General features: G+C 73.2%; 16 protein-coding genes and 4 tRNA genes. 7 read left to right on the top strand and 13 right to left on the bottom strand.

From position 1 onward, the window contains the following. Nucleotides 1-13: 13 nt before the first annotated feature. From AB0H37_RS15115 to AB0H37_RS15105, 3 genes are all read right to left on the bottom strand, one after another. A complete protein-coding gene (locus AB0H37_RS15115; RefSeq protein WP_360613113.1) occupies nt 14-301 on the bottom strand; it encodes a hypothetical protein in 288 nt (95 codons plus the stop codon). Further along, nucleotides 298-603, bottom strand: a complete 306-nt coding sequence (locus AB0H37_RS15110; protein WP_179836340.1) for a hypothetical protein — start codon at nt 601-603, stop codon at nt 298-300. Before AB0H37_RS15110 ends, AB0H37_RS15115 begins: the two co-directional genes overlap by 4 nt. A 232-nt stretch (nt 604-835) precedes the next feature. After that, entirely contained in the window at nt 836-2,035 is a 1,200-nt protein-coding gene (locus AB0H37_RS15105; protein ID WP_360613112.1) for an ROK family transcriptional regulator, read from the bottom strand. Between the two features lie 124 nt (nt 2,036-2,159). On the opposite strand from AB0H37_RS15105, the gene AB0H37_RS15100 reads away from it, so the two are divergent. Both AB0H37_RS15100 and AB0H37_RS15095 read left to right on the top strand, forming a co-directional pair. Beyond that, the gene (locus tag AB0H37_RS15100; protein WP_360613110.1) at nt 2,160-3,455 is read left to right on the top strand and encodes a Gfo/Idh/MocA family oxidoreductase; all 1,296 of its coding nucleotides are present in this window, start codon (nt 2,160-2,162) and stop codon (nt 3,453-3,455) included. Further along, entirely contained in the window at nt 3,452-4,732 is a 1,281-nt protein-coding gene (locus AB0H37_RS15095) for an ABC transporter substrate-binding protein (RefSeq protein WP_360613107.1), read from the top strand. Before AB0H37_RS15100 ends, AB0H37_RS15095 begins: the two co-directional genes overlap by 4 nt. Before the next feature lie 19 nt (nt 4,733-4,751). Here AB0H37_RS15095 and AB0H37_RS15090 read toward each other — a convergent pair whose 3' ends face one another. The 6 genes from AB0H37_RS15090 to AB0H37_RS15065 all read right to left on the bottom strand — a co-directional run bounded on the left by AB0H37_RS15090 (nt 4,752) and on the right by AB0H37_RS15065 (nt 8,067). Continuing rightward, entirely contained in the window at nt 4,752-6,599 is a 1,848-nt protein-coding gene (locus AB0H37_RS15090; protein ID WP_360613105.1) for a glycoside hydrolase family 3 protein, read from the bottom strand. Between the two features lie 93 nt (nt 6,600-6,692). Next, a tRNA-His gene (locus AB0H37_RS15085) sits at nt 6,693-6,764 on the bottom strand. Nucleotides 6,765-6,766: 2 nt separating this feature from the next. Beyond that, nucleotides 6,767-6,839: transfer RNA gene (locus AB0H37_RS15080), tRNA-Arg, on the bottom strand. 11 nt (nt 6,840-6,850) lie between these two features. Further along, a tRNA-Met gene (locus AB0H37_RS15075) sits at nt 6,851-6,923 on the bottom strand. A gap of 1 nt (nt 6,924) precedes the next feature. Then, nucleotides 6,925-7,009, bottom strand: a tRNA-Ser gene (locus tag AB0H37_RS15070). 209 nt (nt 7,010-7,218) lie between these two features. Next, entirely contained in the window at nt 7,219-8,067 is an 849-nt protein-coding gene (locus tag AB0H37_RS15065) for an oxidoreductase (protein ID WP_329087950.1), read from the bottom strand. A gap of 82 nt (nt 8,068-8,149) precedes the next feature. Between AB0H37_RS15065 and AB0H37_RS15060 the strand changes: the two genes are divergently transcribed. After that, entirely contained in the window at nt 8,150-9,079 is a 930-nt protein-coding gene (locus AB0H37_RS15060) for a LysR family transcriptional regulator (protein ID WP_360613103.1), read from the top strand. Here AB0H37_RS15060 and AB0H37_RS15055 read toward each other — a convergent pair. The 4 genes from AB0H37_RS15055 to AB0H37_RS15040 form a co-directional block, all read right to left on the bottom strand. Beyond that, nucleotides 9,022-9,285: a sigma factor-like helix-turn-helix DNA-binding protein gene (locus AB0H37_RS15055; RefSeq protein WP_229810124.1), complete on the bottom strand. Its 264-nt coding sequence runs from the start codon at nt 9,283-9,285 to the stop codon at nt 9,022-9,024. The two genes, AB0H37_RS15060 and AB0H37_RS15055, sit on opposite strands and share 58 nt — an antisense overlap. A 75-nt stretch (nt 9,286-9,360) precedes the next feature. After that, a complete protein-coding gene (locus AB0H37_RS15050) occupies nt 9,361-10,278 on the bottom strand; it encodes an ROK family protein (RefSeq protein ID WP_360613101.1) in 918 nt (305 codons plus the stop codon). Then, a complete protein-coding gene (manA, locus tag AB0H37_RS15045) occupies nt 10,275-11,402 on the bottom strand; it encodes a mannose-6-phosphate isomerase, class I (RefSeq protein WP_360613099.1) in 1,128 nt (375 codons plus the stop codon). The genes AB0H37_RS15050 and manA overlap by 4 nt, the downstream gene beginning before the upstream one ends. A 388-nt stretch (nt 11,403-11,790) precedes the next feature. Then, the gene (locus tag AB0H37_RS15040) at nt 11,791-12,987 is read right to left on the bottom strand and encodes an MFS transporter (protein ID WP_329087943.1); all 1,197 of its coding nucleotides are present in this window, start codon (nt 12,985-12,987) and stop codon (nt 11,791-11,793) included. A gap of 105 nt (nt 12,988-13,092) precedes the next feature. On the opposite strand from AB0H37_RS15040, the gene AB0H37_RS15035 reads away from it, so the two are divergent. The 4 genes from AB0H37_RS15035 (at nt 13,093) to AB0H37_RS15020 (ending at nt 16,629) form a co-directional block, all read left to right on the top strand. Further along, nucleotides 13,093-13,572 carry an Lrp/AsnC family transcriptional regulator gene (locus AB0H37_RS15035; protein ID WP_360613098.1) on the top strand — a complete coding sequence of 160 codons (480 nt, stop codon included), beginning with the start codon at nt 13,093-13,095 and terminating at the stop codon, nt 13,570-13,572. Between the two features lie 81 nt (nt 13,573-13,653). After that, complete coding sequence (locus AB0H37_RS15030) at nt 13,654-15,387, top strand: AMP-binding protein (protein WP_329087941.1); 1,734 nt, start codon at nt 13,654-13,656, stop codon at nt 15,385-15,387. 8 nt (nt 15,388-15,395) lie between these two features. Further along, entirely contained in the window at nt 15,396-16,295 is a 900-nt protein-coding gene (locus AB0H37_RS15025) for an aminoglycoside phosphotransferase family protein (RefSeq protein WP_360613095.1), read from the top strand. A 67-nt stretch (nt 16,296-16,362) separates the two neighbouring features. Beyond that, entirely contained in the window at nt 16,363-16,629 is a 267-nt protein-coding gene (locus tag AB0H37_RS15020) for a zf-TFIIB domain-containing protein (RefSeq protein WP_179836353.1), read from the top strand. Nucleotides 16,630-16,663: the final 34 nt, after the last annotated feature.

Genomic DNA, 16,663 nt, shown 5'->3' with positions numbered 1-16,663 from the left:
CCGGCCGCCCGGGTCAGCCCAGCCAGATCATGTTCGTCACGCGGAACTCCTTGATGTCGGCAAGGACGAGGTAGTCGAAGAACATCGAGGTGCCGTCGACCACAAGACGAAATTCGAGATCGGCGTCGTCCAAAGGCCTTCCGGGGGGACCGGCTCCGGTGTCGACGGCCAGGCCGCCCGCCACCGCGAAGTCGCAGAAGAAGCGGATCACCGAGTTCTTCAGCGCCGGGGGCATGGCCTCGATCACGTCGGAGGCCTCTTTCTCGCAGAAGACCGTCCAGCCGCTCCGGCCGGCGGTCACTTCTCCGCGTCTTCCTCCGACAGGAACCGCCGTTTGAGCTCTTCGAGCGAGACCAGCTCGCTCCGGTCCGCCCTGCGCGCCCTGGCACGGCGCTCCGCGCGGTCGGGGATCTGGGCCAGATGGGCCTCGGCCCACCAGTCGTCCATGACCCGCCTGTAGTCGTCCTCTTCCTTGGCCGCCATGACCTCTTCGAGGAACCTGGTGCGCTTCTCCTCCGTCAGCCAGTCGGCGATGCCCTTGATCGTCCTTGGGACCCGGTGGACCTGCCCGGGGAGGAGTGGTTCTAGCGGTTGTGCGCTCATGTCGCTCCCGTCCGTCTGGCTCGGTCCCCTCTCGTCCGTGCAACGAGACCATACCGGGCCCCACTGACAGCGCAGAGGGCCATTTGGTGGCACGCAGCGTATTGATCTCCTCCGGAGCAGGGGCCACAAAGGCCTTTGTGAAGACACAAGTGCGTTCCGGACGTATTGGCCTTCGGACAGGGTCGGGCGTGTCCCCGTTTCACTCGCGCCGGCGAGCTGAGAATGTGAGGCTTCAAGCCGATGCGGGCGGGCGTCCTCGATGCTGCTCGGCCGGCCCGGTGCGGAGCGGGCGCCCGGCCGGCTGGTCGAGGCGGAACAGGTCCTCGTCGATCCGGTCGAGAGCGAGCCGCACGGCGCCGAGGGCCACCGACTCCTCTCCGAGTTCGGATCCCTCGATCCGGACGGGGCTCAGGGACAGCGGCGCGACGTGTTCGCGCAGCGCGGCGACGAGCGGCGCGCCGCTCCCGACCAGGGGGCCGCCGACCACGATCATCTCCGGGTCGAGGGCGAGGGCCATCGCCGCGACGCCGCGCGCCATCCGGGCGGCGAGCCGCTCCACCCGGTCCCGCGCCTCGGCGGACCCGCGCCCGGCCGCGTCCAGGACGCGTTCCGCCTCCTCGAAGAGGGGGCCGGAACCGGCCTCCGGCACCAGGGAGGCGGTCGTGTCCCGCAGGCCCAGCTCGTCCAGCATGCCGATCTCGCCCGCGGCCCCCCAGCGGCCCCGGTGCAGGCGGCCGCCGATGATCGCGCCCATGCCGGTGTGCAGGGCGGCGTGGACGCAGACGACGTCGTCGGCGTCGCGGGCGGCGCCGCGCCACCGCTCGGCCATGGCGGCGAGGTTGGCGTCGTTCTCGACGAGGACGGGGCAGGAGAACGAGCGGCCCAGCTCGCGCGCCAGATGGACGCCCTCCCACCCGGGCACGACCGTGCAGGACGTGACCGTCCCGTCCGGGGCGACGACGCCGGGGGTGCCGGCCGCGACGGCCCGCAGCGACCGCCGGTCGACGCCCGCCCCGGCCAGGCACGCCCTGACCGCGGCGCGCACCGCCGTGATCCGCTCGCCGGGGGCGGCGCCGCCGGCGAGGGCGGCGCGGTGCCCGCCGACGACCTCGCCGGCGAGGTCGGCGACGAGCAGCCGCACCCGGTGCGCGTCGACGTCGATGCCGAGGGCGTGGCCGGCCTCCGCGCGGAACCGGTAGCGGCGTGCGGGCCTGCCGAGCCCGCCGCCCGGGCGCGGCGCGTCCTCGGCGGCGAGGCCGCGGTCGATCAGCTCGCCCAGCACGCCCTCGGTGGTGGGCCGGGACAGCCCGACGCGCCGGGCCAGCTCCGACAGCGTGGCCTCGTCGCCGTCGCGCAGTGCGCGCAGCGTCGCGGCGGAGTTGAGCCGGCGGAGCACCGAGGGGTCGCCTCCGTGGAGAGAGTGGTGCGGCACGGGTACCCCTTGACAGCGTTCGGCGGACGGACGACATTATTGCCAGACTACTTATGAAAACACCTTGCATAAGTCGGCCGCCGGTTCCGGACCGGTGCGGACGGCCAGGTCGGAAGGGTGCGCGATGCAGCGGACGGGGCCAACGATCGCCGTGGCCGGGGCGGGGCTGCGCGGTCGGGGCTACGCCGCGCGGATCCGGGAGGCCGGGGCCGGCCGGATCGTCGCGGTCGCCGAGCCCGACCCGGCGCGGCGCGCCCGGTTCGCGGCCGAGCACGGCCTTCCGCCGGAGCGGACGTTCTCCGGCTGGCGCGAGATGGCCGCGCGGGGCCGCCCCGCCGACGGGGTGATCATCGCGACGCAGGACGCCGAGCACGCCGAGCCCGCGGTCCGGTTCGCCGGCCTCGGCTGCCACATCCTGCTGGAGAAGCCGATGGCGACGTCCGAGGCGGACGCGCTGCGCATCGTGGACGCCGTCGAGCGCGCCGGAGTGATGCTCGCCGTCTGCCATGTGATGCGCTACACCGAGTACACCCGCGCTTTCCGGAGGCTGATCGAGGACGGCCGGATCGGCGCGCCGGTCAGCGTCCAGCACCTCGAACCGGTCGGCTGGTGGCACCACGCCCATTCCTACGTGCGCGGCAACTGGCGGCGGGCGGACGAGTCCGGCCCGATGCTGATGACGAAGTCGTGCCACGACGTCGACTGGCTGATCCACGTGATGGGCGAGGCCCCCGCGCGGGTGTCCTCGTTCGGGCGGCTGTCGCACTTCCGTCCGCAGGAGCGGCCGCCCGGCGCCGCCGACCGCTGCGTCGACTGCGCCGTGGAGGCCCGCTGCCCCTACTCCGCGACCCGGCTGTACCTGTCGTGCCTCGGCGATCCCGGCCGCGAGAGGTGGCCGCTCGGCGCGGTCACCGACGACCGCACCGAGGCGGGCGTCCTGCGGGCGCTGCGCGAGGGTCCGTACGGCCGCTGCGTCTACGCGTGCGACAACGACGTGGTCGACCACCAGGTCGTGAACATGGAGTTCCCGTCCGGCGCGACCGGCGTGTTCACCATGACCGCGTTCGCGGCGGCCGCCCCGCGCCAGACGCGCGTCTTCGGGACGTCGGGCTGCCTGGAGGGCGACGGCGTCCGCATCACGGTCCGCGACTTCGTCACCGGCGAGACCGAGATCGTCGAGCCCGGCGCCGTCCCTCCCGGGGGCGCGTCCGACGGTCGCCACGACCACGACGACGACGCGCTGGCCGACGCCTTCGTCGCCGCGCTGGCCGCGGGCGACCCCGCCCCGCTCAGCTCCGGCCCCAGGGAGAGCCTGGCCTCGCACCGCGTCGTGTGGGCCGCCGAACAGGCCCGGCTGGACGGCACCGTCATCGACCTGGACCCGCAGTCACTTCTGGCGAGAGGCACGGTGCGCCCGTGACCATCAGACTCCTGCCGGCCGCCGCCGCGCTGTCCCTGCTCCTCGCGTCGGCCGCCTGCGGCGACTCGTCCGGCGGGCCGGCGTCGCCCGCCGGCAACGACGGCCGGGGGCCCGTCACCGTCGCCACCGGCAAGGACCTCACCCAGACCGTGCAGCGGCTCGTCGCCGCGTGGAACGACGGCCATCCGGAGGAGAGGGTCCGGCTCGTCGAGCTGCCCGAGGACGGCGACCAGGCGCGGCAGCAGCTCGTCCAGAACATGCAGATCAAGTCGGACGCCTACGACGTCGTCCGGCTGGACGCGGTGTGGACGGCGGAGTTCGCCGCGCGCCGCTGGATCCTGCCGCTGCCGGACGGGCTGGTGGACGCCTCCTCGTTCGTCCCGGCGGCCCTGGAGACCGGCAAGTACCGCGGCAGGCTGTACGCGGCGCCGTGGCTGACCGGGACCGGCGTCCTCTACTACCGCGAGGACCTCCTCGCCAAGGCCGGGGTGAAGAGGCCGCCGAGGACGTGGGCCGAGCTGCGCGACGCCTGCGCGAAGGTCCGCCGGACGCCGGACGGCGAGGGCGTCGACTGCTACGCGGGCCAGTACGGCAAGTACGAGGGGCTCACGGTCAACTACTCCGAGGCCGTCCAGTCCGCGGGCGGCGAGGTCTTCGACTCCTCGGGCAGGCCGCGGGTGAACACCCCGCAGGCCAAGGCCGGGCTCAGGTTCCTCGTGGACGCGTTCGAGAACGGCACCATCCCGCAGAAGGCCATCACGTTCAAGGAGGAGGAGGGCCGCCGCGCCTTCCAGGAGGGGCACCTCGTCTTCCACCGCAACTGGGCCTATGTCTACGCGCTCGCCGCCGAGAAGGACGGCTCGAAGGTGGCCGGGAAGTTCGGCGTCGCGCCGATCCCGGGCGAGGGGGGGCCGGGCTCCGGCACCCTCGGCGGTAACAACCTGGCCGTGTCGGCGTTCTCCAAGCACCAGGCCACCGCCCGCGACTTCATCGCCCACATCGTCAGCCCGGCCGTCCAGAACGATTACGGCCGCGCACAGTCGTTCCCGCTGTCCCTCGCCGCCCTCTACGGCGACCCTGAAATGATCAAGCGGTACCCCTACCTGCCGGTGCTGAGGCAGGGCATGGACAAGGCGCGGCCGCGCCCCGTTGTCGTGCGGTACAACGAGGTCAGCGCCGCCGTGCAGGAGCACGTCACCGCGGCGCTCACCGGGAGGAAGCCGGTGGACCGCGCGGCCGAGGACCTCCAGAAGGCGCTGGCGGCGCTGGCCGACTGAAGGCTCTCCGGGAGGCCGCTCACTCGTAGGTGAGGCCGTATCCGAAGGGGAACAGCGGCTTCTTGCCGTCACCCCTGTTGATGGGCTGCTGGGAGGCCGAGCGCATCCACGTCACCGGGAGCCTGCCGGTGGGGGCGGCGGCCCCGTACAGGACGTCGGCGACGCCCGCCCCCTCGCTGCCCGGCAGCCACGCCTCAACGAGCGCGCTCCACCTGGGCAGCTCCGAGGCGATGTCCAGCGGCCGTCCCGACACCAGCACCACCACCACCGGGACCCGGGACGCCCGCAGCCGCTCGATGGTCTTCAGGTCGGCCTCGTCGAGGCCCATGTCACCGGTGAGGTCGCCGTGGTACTCGGCGTACGGCTTCTCGCCGACGACCGCGATCGCCGCGTCGTAGGACCTGTCGATGCCCGTCCCGTCCCTGTCGTAGGTGACGGTCGCGGACGGCTCCGCGGCCTTGCGGATGCCCTGCAGGATCGTGGTGCCCTTCGTGGTCGGCCCCGGCGCGCCCTGCCAGCTGATCGTCCACCCGCCGGACTGCATGCCGATGTCGTCGGCGCTGCGGCCCGCGACGAAGACCTTGTCGTCGCCGTCCAGCGGCAGGACGCCGTCCGCGTTCTTCAGCAGCACCTGCGACTCGGCGGCCGCGCGCCGGGCGAGCGCGCGGTGCTCGGCGCTCCCGACCGTCCTCAGGTACGTGCGGTCGGCCATCGGCCGCTCGAACAGGCCCAGCTGGAACTTCCTGGTCAGGATGCGGCGGTTCGCGTCGTCGACGCGGGACATCGGGACGGCGCCGTCCTTCACCGCGTCGCGCAGGTGGTCGATGAACCGGCGCCACTCGGTCGGCACCATGACCATGTCGATCCCGGCGTTGACCGCGGCAGCGACCTCGTCCTTGGTGAACCCCCGCTCGCCGTCGATCTGGTCGATGCCGTTGTAGTCGGACACGACGAAGCCGGTGAAGCCCAGCTCACGCTTGAGGACGTCGCTGATCAGGTAGGTGTTCTGATGCATCTTCAGCCCGTTCCACGAGCTGTAGGAGACCATCACCGCGCCGACGCCGCGCCTCACGGCCTCCCGGAACGGCGGCAGGTGGACCGCGCGCAGCTCCTTCTCCGAGACCTTGGTGTCGCCGCGGTCGTCGCCGCGCTCCGTGCCGCCGTCCCCGAGGTAGTGCTTCGCCGTGGCCAGGACGGACGTGGGGCCGCCCAGCTCGTCCCCCTGCAGGCCGTCGATGAGCGTCGTCATGGTCGCGGGCAGCTCGGGCACCTCGCCGAACGACTCGTACGTCCGGCCCCAGCGGTCGTCGCGGGCCACGCACAGGCAGGGCGCGAAGTTCCAGTCCACTCCCGTCCCCGTCATCTCCGCCGCGGTCACCGCGCCGATCCCGCGGACGAGGGCCGGGTCGCGGGCCGCGCCGAGCCCGATGTCGTGCGGGAAGATCGTCGCACCGACCACGTTGCCGTGACCGTGCACCGCGTCCACCCCGTACATCATCGGGACGCGCAGCGGCGCGGCGAGCGCGGCCCGCTGGAGACCGTCGTACATGTCCGCCCAGCTCTCCGGCGTGTTCGGGCTGGGCGCCGACCCTCCGCTCGACAGCACCGATCCGATCCGGTACCGGGTGACGTCCTCCGGCGTCACGTACCGCCGCTCCGGCTGCGTCATCTGGCCGAGCTTGTCGGCGAGGCTCATCCGGTCGAGCAGGTCGTCGACGCGGTCCTCCACCGACAACCGCGGGTCGAGGTAGGGCGCGGGGCCCGAGGCGGCCCGGGCGGGACCGCCGTGGACGGTCAGCACCAATGCGGCGAACAGGCTCAGGCCGACAGCGCGGAACCGCAACGCCCGCGGGGAGGAACAGCACATGCGGAAGGTTTTTCCAGGTTCGATCAAACGCAACGCAACCGGATACCAGCACCTGAGCAATATCTGCCGGTCACGGCCGGACAAAGTTCACAGGGCTCTCGGTCGGGATCGAACCGACACCACCAGGACCACAACCTGGTGTGCAGACCACTACACCACGAAAGCCGTATCTCCGGCAGGAATCGAACCTGCGACCTCCGGGTCCGCAACCCGGCGCGCTCTCCACTGCGCCACGGAGACGTGTTCTTGCGTGCTGAGCGCAGGAATCGAACCTGCCTGCTGCGGTTTATGAGACCGCCGGACGCACCAGCGTCCCTGCTCAGCGCGGAGGGTGCGAGACTCGAACTCGCGCAGGGGTGACCCTGACGACGGCTTAGCAAGCCGCTGCCTTTCCGCTCGGCCAACCCTCCGGAAACGAAAAAGACCGCCCGTGGTCTTCGGGCGGTCGGCTTCAGGACGTGCGAGTCACGTCCGTCGGCGGCTCCCGAGACCGGAATGGCTGCTGCGCATTCGATGACGTCGCATGGCGGCTCCCCTTTCCGATCCCGTCTTTCCGGCGTTCTCACCTACGACGTCCATGGTGCCGGGGCGGTTCCGCCCCGGCAACCCATTTATCGCCTCATTCCTCGAAATCAGTGCTCCGGGAGGTCGGCTCCCAGGCCGCGAACTCCTTCCGCGCTCCGGCGAGGGCGGCGTCGACGGCGTCCGCGGCGTCGTTGCCCAGCGGCAGCCGGAGCGGCGTGTCGTCGGCGTCCAGTGCCTTCAGGATCGCCGCGGCGGCCCTGGCCGGATCGCCCGGCTGCTTGCCGTCGCTGCCCGGCAGGTTCGCCCGGACCGGCCCGACGCTGCCGGCGTACTCCGGCATCGCGGCCGCCTGGTGCAGTCCGCCGCCGGCGAACGACGTCCGGAACGCGCCCGGCTCGACCACCAGGACCTTGATCCCGAACGGTGCGACCTCCTGCGCCAGCGCCTCCGACAGGCCCTCCAGGGCGAACTTGGTCGCCGAGTAGGCGCCCACGCCGGGGAAGGAGAACCGGCCGCCCATGCTCGACATCTGCACGACGGCGCCGCTCCCCTGGCGGCGCATGTGCGGCAGCACCGCCCGGGTCAGCGCCACCGGGCCGAAGAAGTGCAGATCCATCAGCTCGCGCAACTCGCGGTCGGTGGTCTCCTCCACGGCGCCGACGACGCCGCGCCCGGCGTTGTTGACCAGCACGTCGATCCGTCCGTGCCACAGGACCGCGTCCGCGACCACGTCCGCGACCCTCGACTGGTCGGTGACGTCCAGCTCGACCGCGCTGACCCGGCCCGGGTGGCGCGCCACCAGATCGTCCAGCGCCTCCGGGCGGCGCGCCGCCGCGACGACCGTGTCCCCGGCGGCCAGCGCCGCCTCCGCGATCGCCCTCCCGAAACCCGAGTTCGCCCCGGTGATCAGCCAGACCCGTCCGTGCTCAGTGGTGTTCGTCATGCCCGTAGTTATCGCAGACCACCGGCCGCGCCGTCCAAGACAGAGATCCTTCCGGTCGATAAAGAGCGTTTATGATCCCCGTATGGAGCTGCGCCAGCTGCGCTACCTTGCCGCGATCGCGGACGCGGGCAATCTCGGCCGGGCCGCCGAGGCCCTCTACGTCAGCCAGCCCGCGCTCTCCTACGCGCTGCGCAGGCTCGAAGCCGAGCTCGGCGTCCGGCTGTTCGACCGGCACCCGGGCGGCGTGACCCCCACCCCGGCCGGCCGCGACGTGATCGCCGAGGCGCGCCGCACCGTCCGGCAGGCCGACCGCGTCGCCGCCGCGGCCGAGCGGCACCGGCGCGGGCAGACCGGCGTCCTGCGCGTCGGGTTCGAGGCCAGCGGCGCGGGCGAGCTGACGACCCGGGCCCGCGCCGAGTTCGCCGGCGCCCACCCCGGCGTCCGCGTCGAGCCCAAGCGCTTCGACTGGGGCGGCGAGACCGCCGCGCTCCGCACCGGGCAGGTGGACGTGGCGTTCGTGTGGCTGCCGGCCGACCTCGGCGGCCTCCACTCTGAGATCGTCCACACCGAGCCGCGCGTCGTGGGCCTCCCGGCGGGCCATCCGCTCGCCTCCGCCGAGGGCGTGTCCATCATGGACGTCAAGGACGAGCCCCTCATGTGGACCGAGCGCGCACCCCGCGAGTGGGTGGACTGGTGGGCGGTCAACCCCAGGCCGGACGGGTCCGCCCCGCGCTGGGGCCCCACCAACGACAACGTCGAGGAGATGCTCGAACAGGTCGCCGAGGGCACGGCCATCTGCTTCGCGCCGTCCAGCATGGCGCTGTACTACGCGCGCCCCGGACTGTCCTGGGTGCCGCTCACGGACGTGGAGCCGCTGCGCGTCGCGCTCGCCTGGGCGGACGGAGGCCCGCTCGTCGAGGCCTTTCGCCGCGGTCGTCCGCGCGCTCGCGGGCGTCAGGCGTACGTCCGCGGCGCCTCCACGGCCGCGCTGAGCGCCCGGAGCGCCTGGTAGACGCGGACCTTGACCACGTCGACCGGCACCCCCAGCGAGGCGGCGGCCTCGTTGACCGATCGGTCCCGGAAGACCGTCTCGGTGAGGATCTCGCGGTGCGCGGGCGGCAGCCCCTGGAAGGCCCGGGCGACCACCGCGGGGCGCATCCGCTCCCCCGGCGAACCGGGGGCGAACGAACCGGTGTCTTTGCCCATTCGCAGTGCCACACGACGAATTTGGCACCCTTCTCCCGCCCCGCCGCCCTCCTTATGGCGTCTTTAAGGAAGCGTTGAGGCTCTGCTTCAGGGGACGGGGCGCAGAGGTGCGCCGGAGGCGAGGAGGGCGAGGGCGGCGGCGCCGTAGAGGCCGGCGTCGCGTTCCAGGGTCGTGGAGGACACGCGCAGGTCGCGCAGGTGCGGCATGCCGGCGCGGGCGGCGATCGCGGCGCGCAGGGGGTCGAGGAGCAGATCGCCCGCGGCCGCCACACCGCCGCCGATGACGACGTCGCGGACGTCGAGGACGGAGGCGGTGTTGACGATCGCGGTGGCGAGGGCGCCGGCGGCGCGCTGGAAGGCCGCGAGCGGGATGGGGGCGCCGGCGCGGGCGGCGGCGGCCAGGGCACGGGCGTCGGGGCGGCCCGTCGCGGGGGCGAGCGTCCAGCCCTGGGCGAGCGCCCAGCGGACCATGCTGGGGCCGCCGGCGATCGTCTCCAGGCAGCCGCGGGCGCCGCAGACGCAGGCCTCGCCGTCGAGGTCGACGATGACGTGGCCGATGTGGCCCGCGTTGCCGGTGCGTCCCGTCCAGGGGCGGCCGTCGATGACGAGGCCGCCTCCGACGCCGGTCGACACCACGACGCCGAGCAGGGACCCGCAGCCGTGGCCGCCGCGCCACCACTCGCCGAGCGCCATGCACTGGGCGTCGCCCGCGAGGGTGACGGGAAGCCCGGGGACGAGGCGCTGGACGGCGGCGACGAGGCGGTAGCCGCGCCAGCGGGGGATGTTGATCGGGCTGACGGTGCCGGCGGCCGCGTCGATCGGGCCGGCCGAGCCGATGCCGACGCCGGTCAGGCCGGGCCCGGCGAAGTCGGCGACGAGGCCGCGCAGGGTGGCGGTGGGCGCCTGGCCGACGGGGTGCTCGGCGCGGTCGAGCAGCTCACCGGCGGCGCCGACGCGGGCGACGGCGAACTTGGTGCCGCCGATGTCGAGGGCGAGGACGGTCATGACCCGATCCCCGGGAGCACGCGGTAGAGCGTGCCGTGTCCGGTGAGGCGGGTGGCCGGGGAGCCGGCGGGGACGAAGGCGGCTTCGCCTCGGGCGAGCGTCAGGGGCGGCTCCGCGGTGAGGCGGGCCTCGCCCTCCAGGCAGAGGAGCGTCTGCGGAAGGCCGGCGGGCAGGTCCTCGGGGACCTCCGCGAGGTCGTGGCGGACGAGGGTGAACTCCTCGGCGGCCGTGCGGTACCGGCAGTCCGCCGTGGGCTCCACGCGGTGGGGCCTGGACGGGACGAACTCGACGACGCGCATCAGCTCGGGGACGTCGATGTGCTTGGCGGTGAGCCCGCAGCGCACGACGTTGTCGGAGTTCGCCATGACCTCGATCGCGAGGCCGCCCAGGTAGGAGTGGGGCACTCCGGCGTCCAGGAAGAGGGCCTGGCCGGGCTTGAGCTCGACATGGTCGAGCAGGAGCGCGGCGAGGACCCCGGGGTCGCCGGGGTGGGCGCGGGCGATGTCGGCGTAGACGCCGGTCAGGGCCGGTTCGACCGCGGCCTGGAGGGGCCGGGAGCCCTCGTCCAGCATCTGGGTGAGGACGGTCCGCAGTGCCTCGGCGGGCGGCTCGCCGCGGAGCGTTCCGATCCACGGGTCCAGTTCGGGGACCTTCAGGCTTTCGAGCAGGCCGGCGGTCTCGGCGGGGTCGCGGAAGCCGCACAGGCCGTGGAACTCGGTGAGGGCGCAGACCATCTCGGGCTTGTGGAAGGGGTCCTTGTACGTGCGGGCGGGGTCGTCGACGGGGATGCCCTGCGCCTCCTCGCGGGCGAACCCGGCCTCGGCCTGCGCCATGGTCGGATGCACCTGGAGCGACAGCGGCTTCTCGACGGCCAGCACCTTGAGCAGGTAGGGCAGCGTCGGCCCGAACCGGTCCACGCACGGGGCGCCGAGCATCCCGATCGGGTCGCGGTCGATGAGGACGCCGAGGGGCGTCCCGTGGACGCGGGAGGGGGCGCCGGGGTGTGCGCCCGCCCACAGCTCGGCCTGCGGGCGCCCGGTCGGCTCGACGCCGAGCAGCTCGGCCAGGGCGGTCCGCGACCCCCAGTCGTAGGGACGGATCGCGGTGGTCAGCGGCAATGGCACCAACCTGCGCGATCTCCTTGCTCGGGGCACCGTGACCGGACGACGGCGCGCGTGAGGGACAGCGTACAAGCGCCGGAGGAGAAGGCGAACGCGACTCGGCTCGACCGCGCCGCGGCGTTCTCCGGCCGGCGGGCGGGTCGGGCCCGCGTCCCGGCCGCGCGGGCGGTGACGCGGGCCGGTGAACCCGGAGCGTCCTGTCGGCGAACTGATGAGCGGGCACGGCATGCGACCGCCGAGCCCTTAGGATGAACCCCCGGGGGTGGCGGACTTGGGCAAGCACAACAAACCGGCGACGCGGTCGTGCCCCGGTTGCAACGGCACCGGAACCAGCACCGCCACCCACGAGCGATGCAATGTCTGCCGAGGCACCGGCCGCATCTGAGCCCGGTCACGGCCGTCCGCTCCCCCGCTCGGCGGGCTCCAGACGCGTCCCGGGCGCGCGGCGGCGGGCCTGGCCGGCCGCGACGGCGAGGGCCCCGGCGCATGACGCCCAGGCCAGCACGGCGTACCCGCCCGCCGACAGGACGGCCGTGGACAGCAGGCTCGCGGCCGCGGCGACCGTCCAGACGGCCGCGTCGACGGCCCCCTCGACGTGCGGGCGTTCCGCCTCGGGCAGGTCGCGGGCGAGGCGGGCGCTGCCGCCGACGAAGCACAGGTTCCAGCCGTAGCCGAGCAGGAAGAGCGCCGCGACGCGCCCCGGCGACCCGGTCGCGACCGCCGCGAGCGCCGTGGACAGGGCGAGGGTGGCCAGGCCCGCGAGGATCACCGGGTGCGCGCCGTACCGGTCGGTCATCCGGCCCGTCAGCGGTGAGAGGGCGAACATGCCGAGCGTGTGCGCGGACAGCGTCATGCCGACCATCCCGAGGCCGTGGCCGTGCAGGTGCATGTCCAGCGGCGCGGCCGTCATGACGGCGACCATCACGACCTGGGCCGTGACCATCACCGCCAGCGCGGAGCGGGCGGCCTGGGTCCGGGCCAGCCGGCGCAGCGGCGGCGGCGAGCCCTGCGTCCCCGCCCGGCCGCCCGGCCCGCCGGTCGCGGCGCCGGCGGCGACCGCGCAGGTCAGGACGGCCAGCAGGAACGGGCCGGTGAACGCGGGGAGGCCGGCGTCCGCGGCCGCCGCGCCGGACGGGTCGAGCAGCAGCGGCCCGCCGACCGCACCGGCCGCCGCGCACCACACCACGAGGCCGATGGCGAAGCCGCGCCGTCCCGCCGGGTGCAGGTCGGCCGCCGCGTACCGCGAGAGCTGGGCCCCCGCGTTGCCGAGGCCGAGCAGCAGCATCCCGAGGCACAGCCCCGCGACGTCGCCGTTCGCGACCGCCAGGGCGGCCAGACAGGCGCCGGCCGCCGCGGCGGTGTAGCCGAGGGCGAAGGCGCGGCGCCGGCTCGTCCGCACGAACCGGGTCAGCGCCAGGGCGCCGGCGCCGGTCCCGACGATTCCGGCGGTGTTCGGCACGCCTCCCCACGCGGCGCCGAGCCGGTCCGCGGCGACGAGGGTCGCGGTCGCGCTCGCCACCGCCATGGACGCGTTCATCAGGGCGACGCCCGAGCAGAGGGCCGCCATCGGCCGGGATCGTTTCTCCATGCCTTAACGCTAGAAACGTCGATTCTCGATCGGAATGGATGATCCCTGGCATCCACCCCTTTCCGCTTATAGTTTGCAAAGCGGGATCGCGAAAGGACTTTCCAGATGGATCAGACGGACTGGAGCATCCTCACCGAGCTCCAGCGGGACGGCCGCCTGTCGTTCAACCGGCTCGCGGCCCTGGTGAACCTGTCGCCCCCGGCGATCGCCGAGCGGGTGCGGCGCCTCGAGGAGTCCGGTGTGATCACCGGCTACCAGGCGCGCGTCGATCCGGCCAGGGTCGGCCAGCCGCTGACGGCCTTCGTGCAGATGCGGTGCGCCCTCGGCCGCTGCCTGCTCAAGACGTCCACCGCCGAGGACCTGCCCGAGGTCACCGAGGTCCACAAGCTGAGCGGCAACTGGTGCTCGATGCTGAAGGTGCGGGTCGCCTCGATGCCGCATCTGGAGGGACTCCTGGAACGCCTCGGGGAGCACGGCGAGATGAACTCGCACATCGTCCTGTCGACCGCCTACGAGGGCCGCGCGGTGGAGCCGCCCGCCCCCGGGACCCGCACGGTCACGCGCTCGGAGGGCTGGACGCGCTGAGCCGCCCGGACCCGGGCGCCCGTGCGGATTCGCGTTTCTTCGCGCCGCGCGAAGGTGCCGGAGATGATTCAATCGGGCGTTATGTGGCACTCGTCACTGCGCTCCTCGTCCGGGCGGCAGTGGTATCAGCCGGGCGTTCCCCGGGAGCTCGACATCCCGGACGTCCCCGTCACGCGCCTGCTCGACGACGCCGCGGACCGGTACCCGCGCAACCATGCGCTGATCTTCTTCGGCCGGCGGATCTGCTATCGCGACCTGCGCGAGGCCGTGGACCGGTTCGCCGACGGCCTGCACCGGCTGGGAGTGCAGCCCGGCGACCGGGTGGCGCTGATCCTCCCGAACTGCCCGCAGCAGGTCATCGCGTTCTTCGGCGTGCTGCGCAGGGGCGCGATCGCGGTCCAGCACAACCCCCTCTACACCGAGGAGGAGATGCACCGGCAGCTCGCTGACTGCGGCGCGCGCGTGGCCGTCGTGCTGGATCGTTCCTACAAGACGGTGAAGGCCCTGCGGGCCCGGCTGGGGCTGGAGCACGTCATCGTGACGTCCCTGGCCGACTTCCTCCCGGCCACCAGGCGGATCGCCCTGCGGCTCCCGCTCGTGCAGATGCAGCGGCGGCGCGCCGCCATCACCGCGGACGTGCCGCACGACCCCGGCGTCGTCCCGTTCAAGGAGTTGCAGAAGGCGCCCAGGCAGCGCGTGAGCCAACTGCCCCTGGACCCGTCGAGGCATCTGGCGGCCATCGTGTACACCGGCGGGACGGAGGGACGTCCCAAGGGCGCGATGCTGACGCACCGCAATCTCGTCGCGAACGCCTACCAGCAGCAGGCGTGGGACCTCGACGGGCGCCCCGGCGAAGAGGTGACGCTGGCGGTCCTGCCGCTGTTCCACTCGTTCGGCCTGATGAGCTGCCTGGTCGCGCCCGTGCTGACGGCCGGGGCGGTGGTCCTGCTCCCCCGCTACGACGGCGACCGCGTGGTCCGCGCGATCCGCAAGTACCGGCCGACCATCTTCCCCGGGGTGTCGACACTGTACGAGCAGGTGCTCGACAGCCCGCGCTTCCGGCCGGACGACCTGCGCTCGCTGCGCATCTTCATCTCCGGGGCGATGGGGTTGTCGCAGAGCACGATCGACCGGCTCGCCAAGGTCGGGGCCAGGGGGCTGATCAACTGCTACGGGCTGACCGAGGCGTCCCCGGCCGTCACCGCGAACCCGCTGGGCGGCGGGGCGCGGAACCTGACGGTCGGGCTGCCGCTGCCCATGACCGACGCCGTCATCGTCGACCAGGACGAGCCGACGAAGGTCCTGCCGCCGGGCGGGACGGGGGAGGTCGTCGTGCGCGGGCCGCAGGTGTTCGCGGGCTACTGGAACGCGCCGCTCGCCACCGCGCAGACCCTGTCGAAGGGATGGCTTCGCACCGGGGACATAGGGGTGATGGACGAGAAGGGTTTCATCACCATCGTGGACCGCCAGCGAGACATGATCAAAGTGAGCGGCTTCACCGTGTCCCCGTCCGAGGTGGAGAAGGTGCTGCGCCGCCATTCCGCCGTGCACGACTGCGCCGTGGTCGGCGTGCCCGACGCCCGGCGCGGCGAGCGCATCATCGCCCACGTGGTGGAACATCCCGCCTACCCGTTCTCGGCGGAAGAGCTGCGCCGGCACTGCGAACGCTATCTGTCGCACTACAAGGTGCCCTCCGAGTTCCTGCCCCGGACGGAGCTGCCCCGGAACATGCTGGGCAAAGTCCTCCGGCAGCGGCTGCGTGACGAGTTCGCCGCCTCGGCCGCGGAGCGGATGGGCCCGGCACGGAGTGGTTGACTGGTCGGGTGCACACCGAGACCGTCCAGCCAGGGCTCTTCACGCGGCTCGCGCAGATCGGGCGTCAAAGGGCCACGCAGGACGGACCGCCTGAGACCCTGTACGACCGGCACGGCGTGCTCGTCGTCCGCGTCGGCGACGTGGTCGTGAAGGCGCACCAGGCAGACCGGGAGCACGGAGCCCCCTTCCTCGAACGGATACGGCTGGCGGGCGCGCTGCCCGATCTGGTCATCGGCGCCCTGGGGCCCCCGCTCACCGTGGACGGCCGTACGGTCACGCTCGCGACGTTCGGTGAGCCCGTGGATCCGGCCCAGGAACTCCCCTGGGAGGAGGGCGCCCGGCTTCTGGCCGCCCTGCACTCGGCACCCGTCCCGGCCGACGCACCGTCGTGGGGACGTCCGGCACGGGTGGCGCGCCTGGTCTCCCGCTTGGAGGACGGCCCCGCCGAGGACGCGGTGCGGCGCGCGTTCACCACTCTCCCGGCCTGGATTCGCGGAGAGGAGGACGAACCCGCGGGACGCAGCCGCCGCCTCATCCACGGCGACTGGCATCTGGGGCAGATGGTCCGCGCGCCGGGCGGGCGATGGCGGCTCATCGACATCGAGGACCTCGGCAGGGGCGACCCCGCATGGGACCTCGCGCGGCCTGCGGCGCTCTACTCCGCCGGGGTCCTCCCACCGCGGGACTGGGAGCGTTTCCTGGGCGCGTACAGGGAGGCCGGCGGCCCGGCCGTGCCCGCGCAGGACGACCCCTGGACGGCCCTGGACGTTCCCGCCCGAAGTCTTGCGATCCAGATCGCGGCCACGTGCGTCATATCCGCCGGGAGGAAGGATCGGCCACTCGACGGTGCGGAGCAGGCGATGGTCGACGCCTGCGTGAGAATATCCGCGGCGGGGAACGCGGCATGACGTGGCGCCGAACCTGTCCTACATTTAGCCTCTATCTGGGGATCCATACCGGAAGGACGACAAGGCGATGCACTGCCCTAAGTGTCGTGGCGTGATGCGGACCTACACCCGCAGCGGCGTCCACATCGAGCAATGTGACAGCTGCCGGGGCATCTTCCTCGACTACGGCGAGCTTGAGGCCCTGGGCCAGATGGAGTCGCAGTACCGGGCGGCGCCCCCGCCCGCCGCGGCGCCCGGCTGGGGAGCACCGGGGGCGTCGGTCCACCACCATCACCACGGTCACCACCGCCCGCACCACGGCGGCGGCGTGTTCCACATGCTCTTCTCAACCTGACCGAGCGGTCACGGCCCGCCCCCGAGAGAGGCGG

It is taken from the genome of Actinomadura sp. NPDC023710 (genome assembly GCF_040639875.1).
GTDB classification, from domain to species: domain Bacteria; phylum Actinomycetota; class Actinomycetes; order Streptosporangiales; family Streptosporangiaceae; genus Spirillospora; species Spirillospora citrea.
Note: the sequence above shows the minus strand (reverse complement) of the source record. Positions and strands in the feature narration are given on the sequence as shown.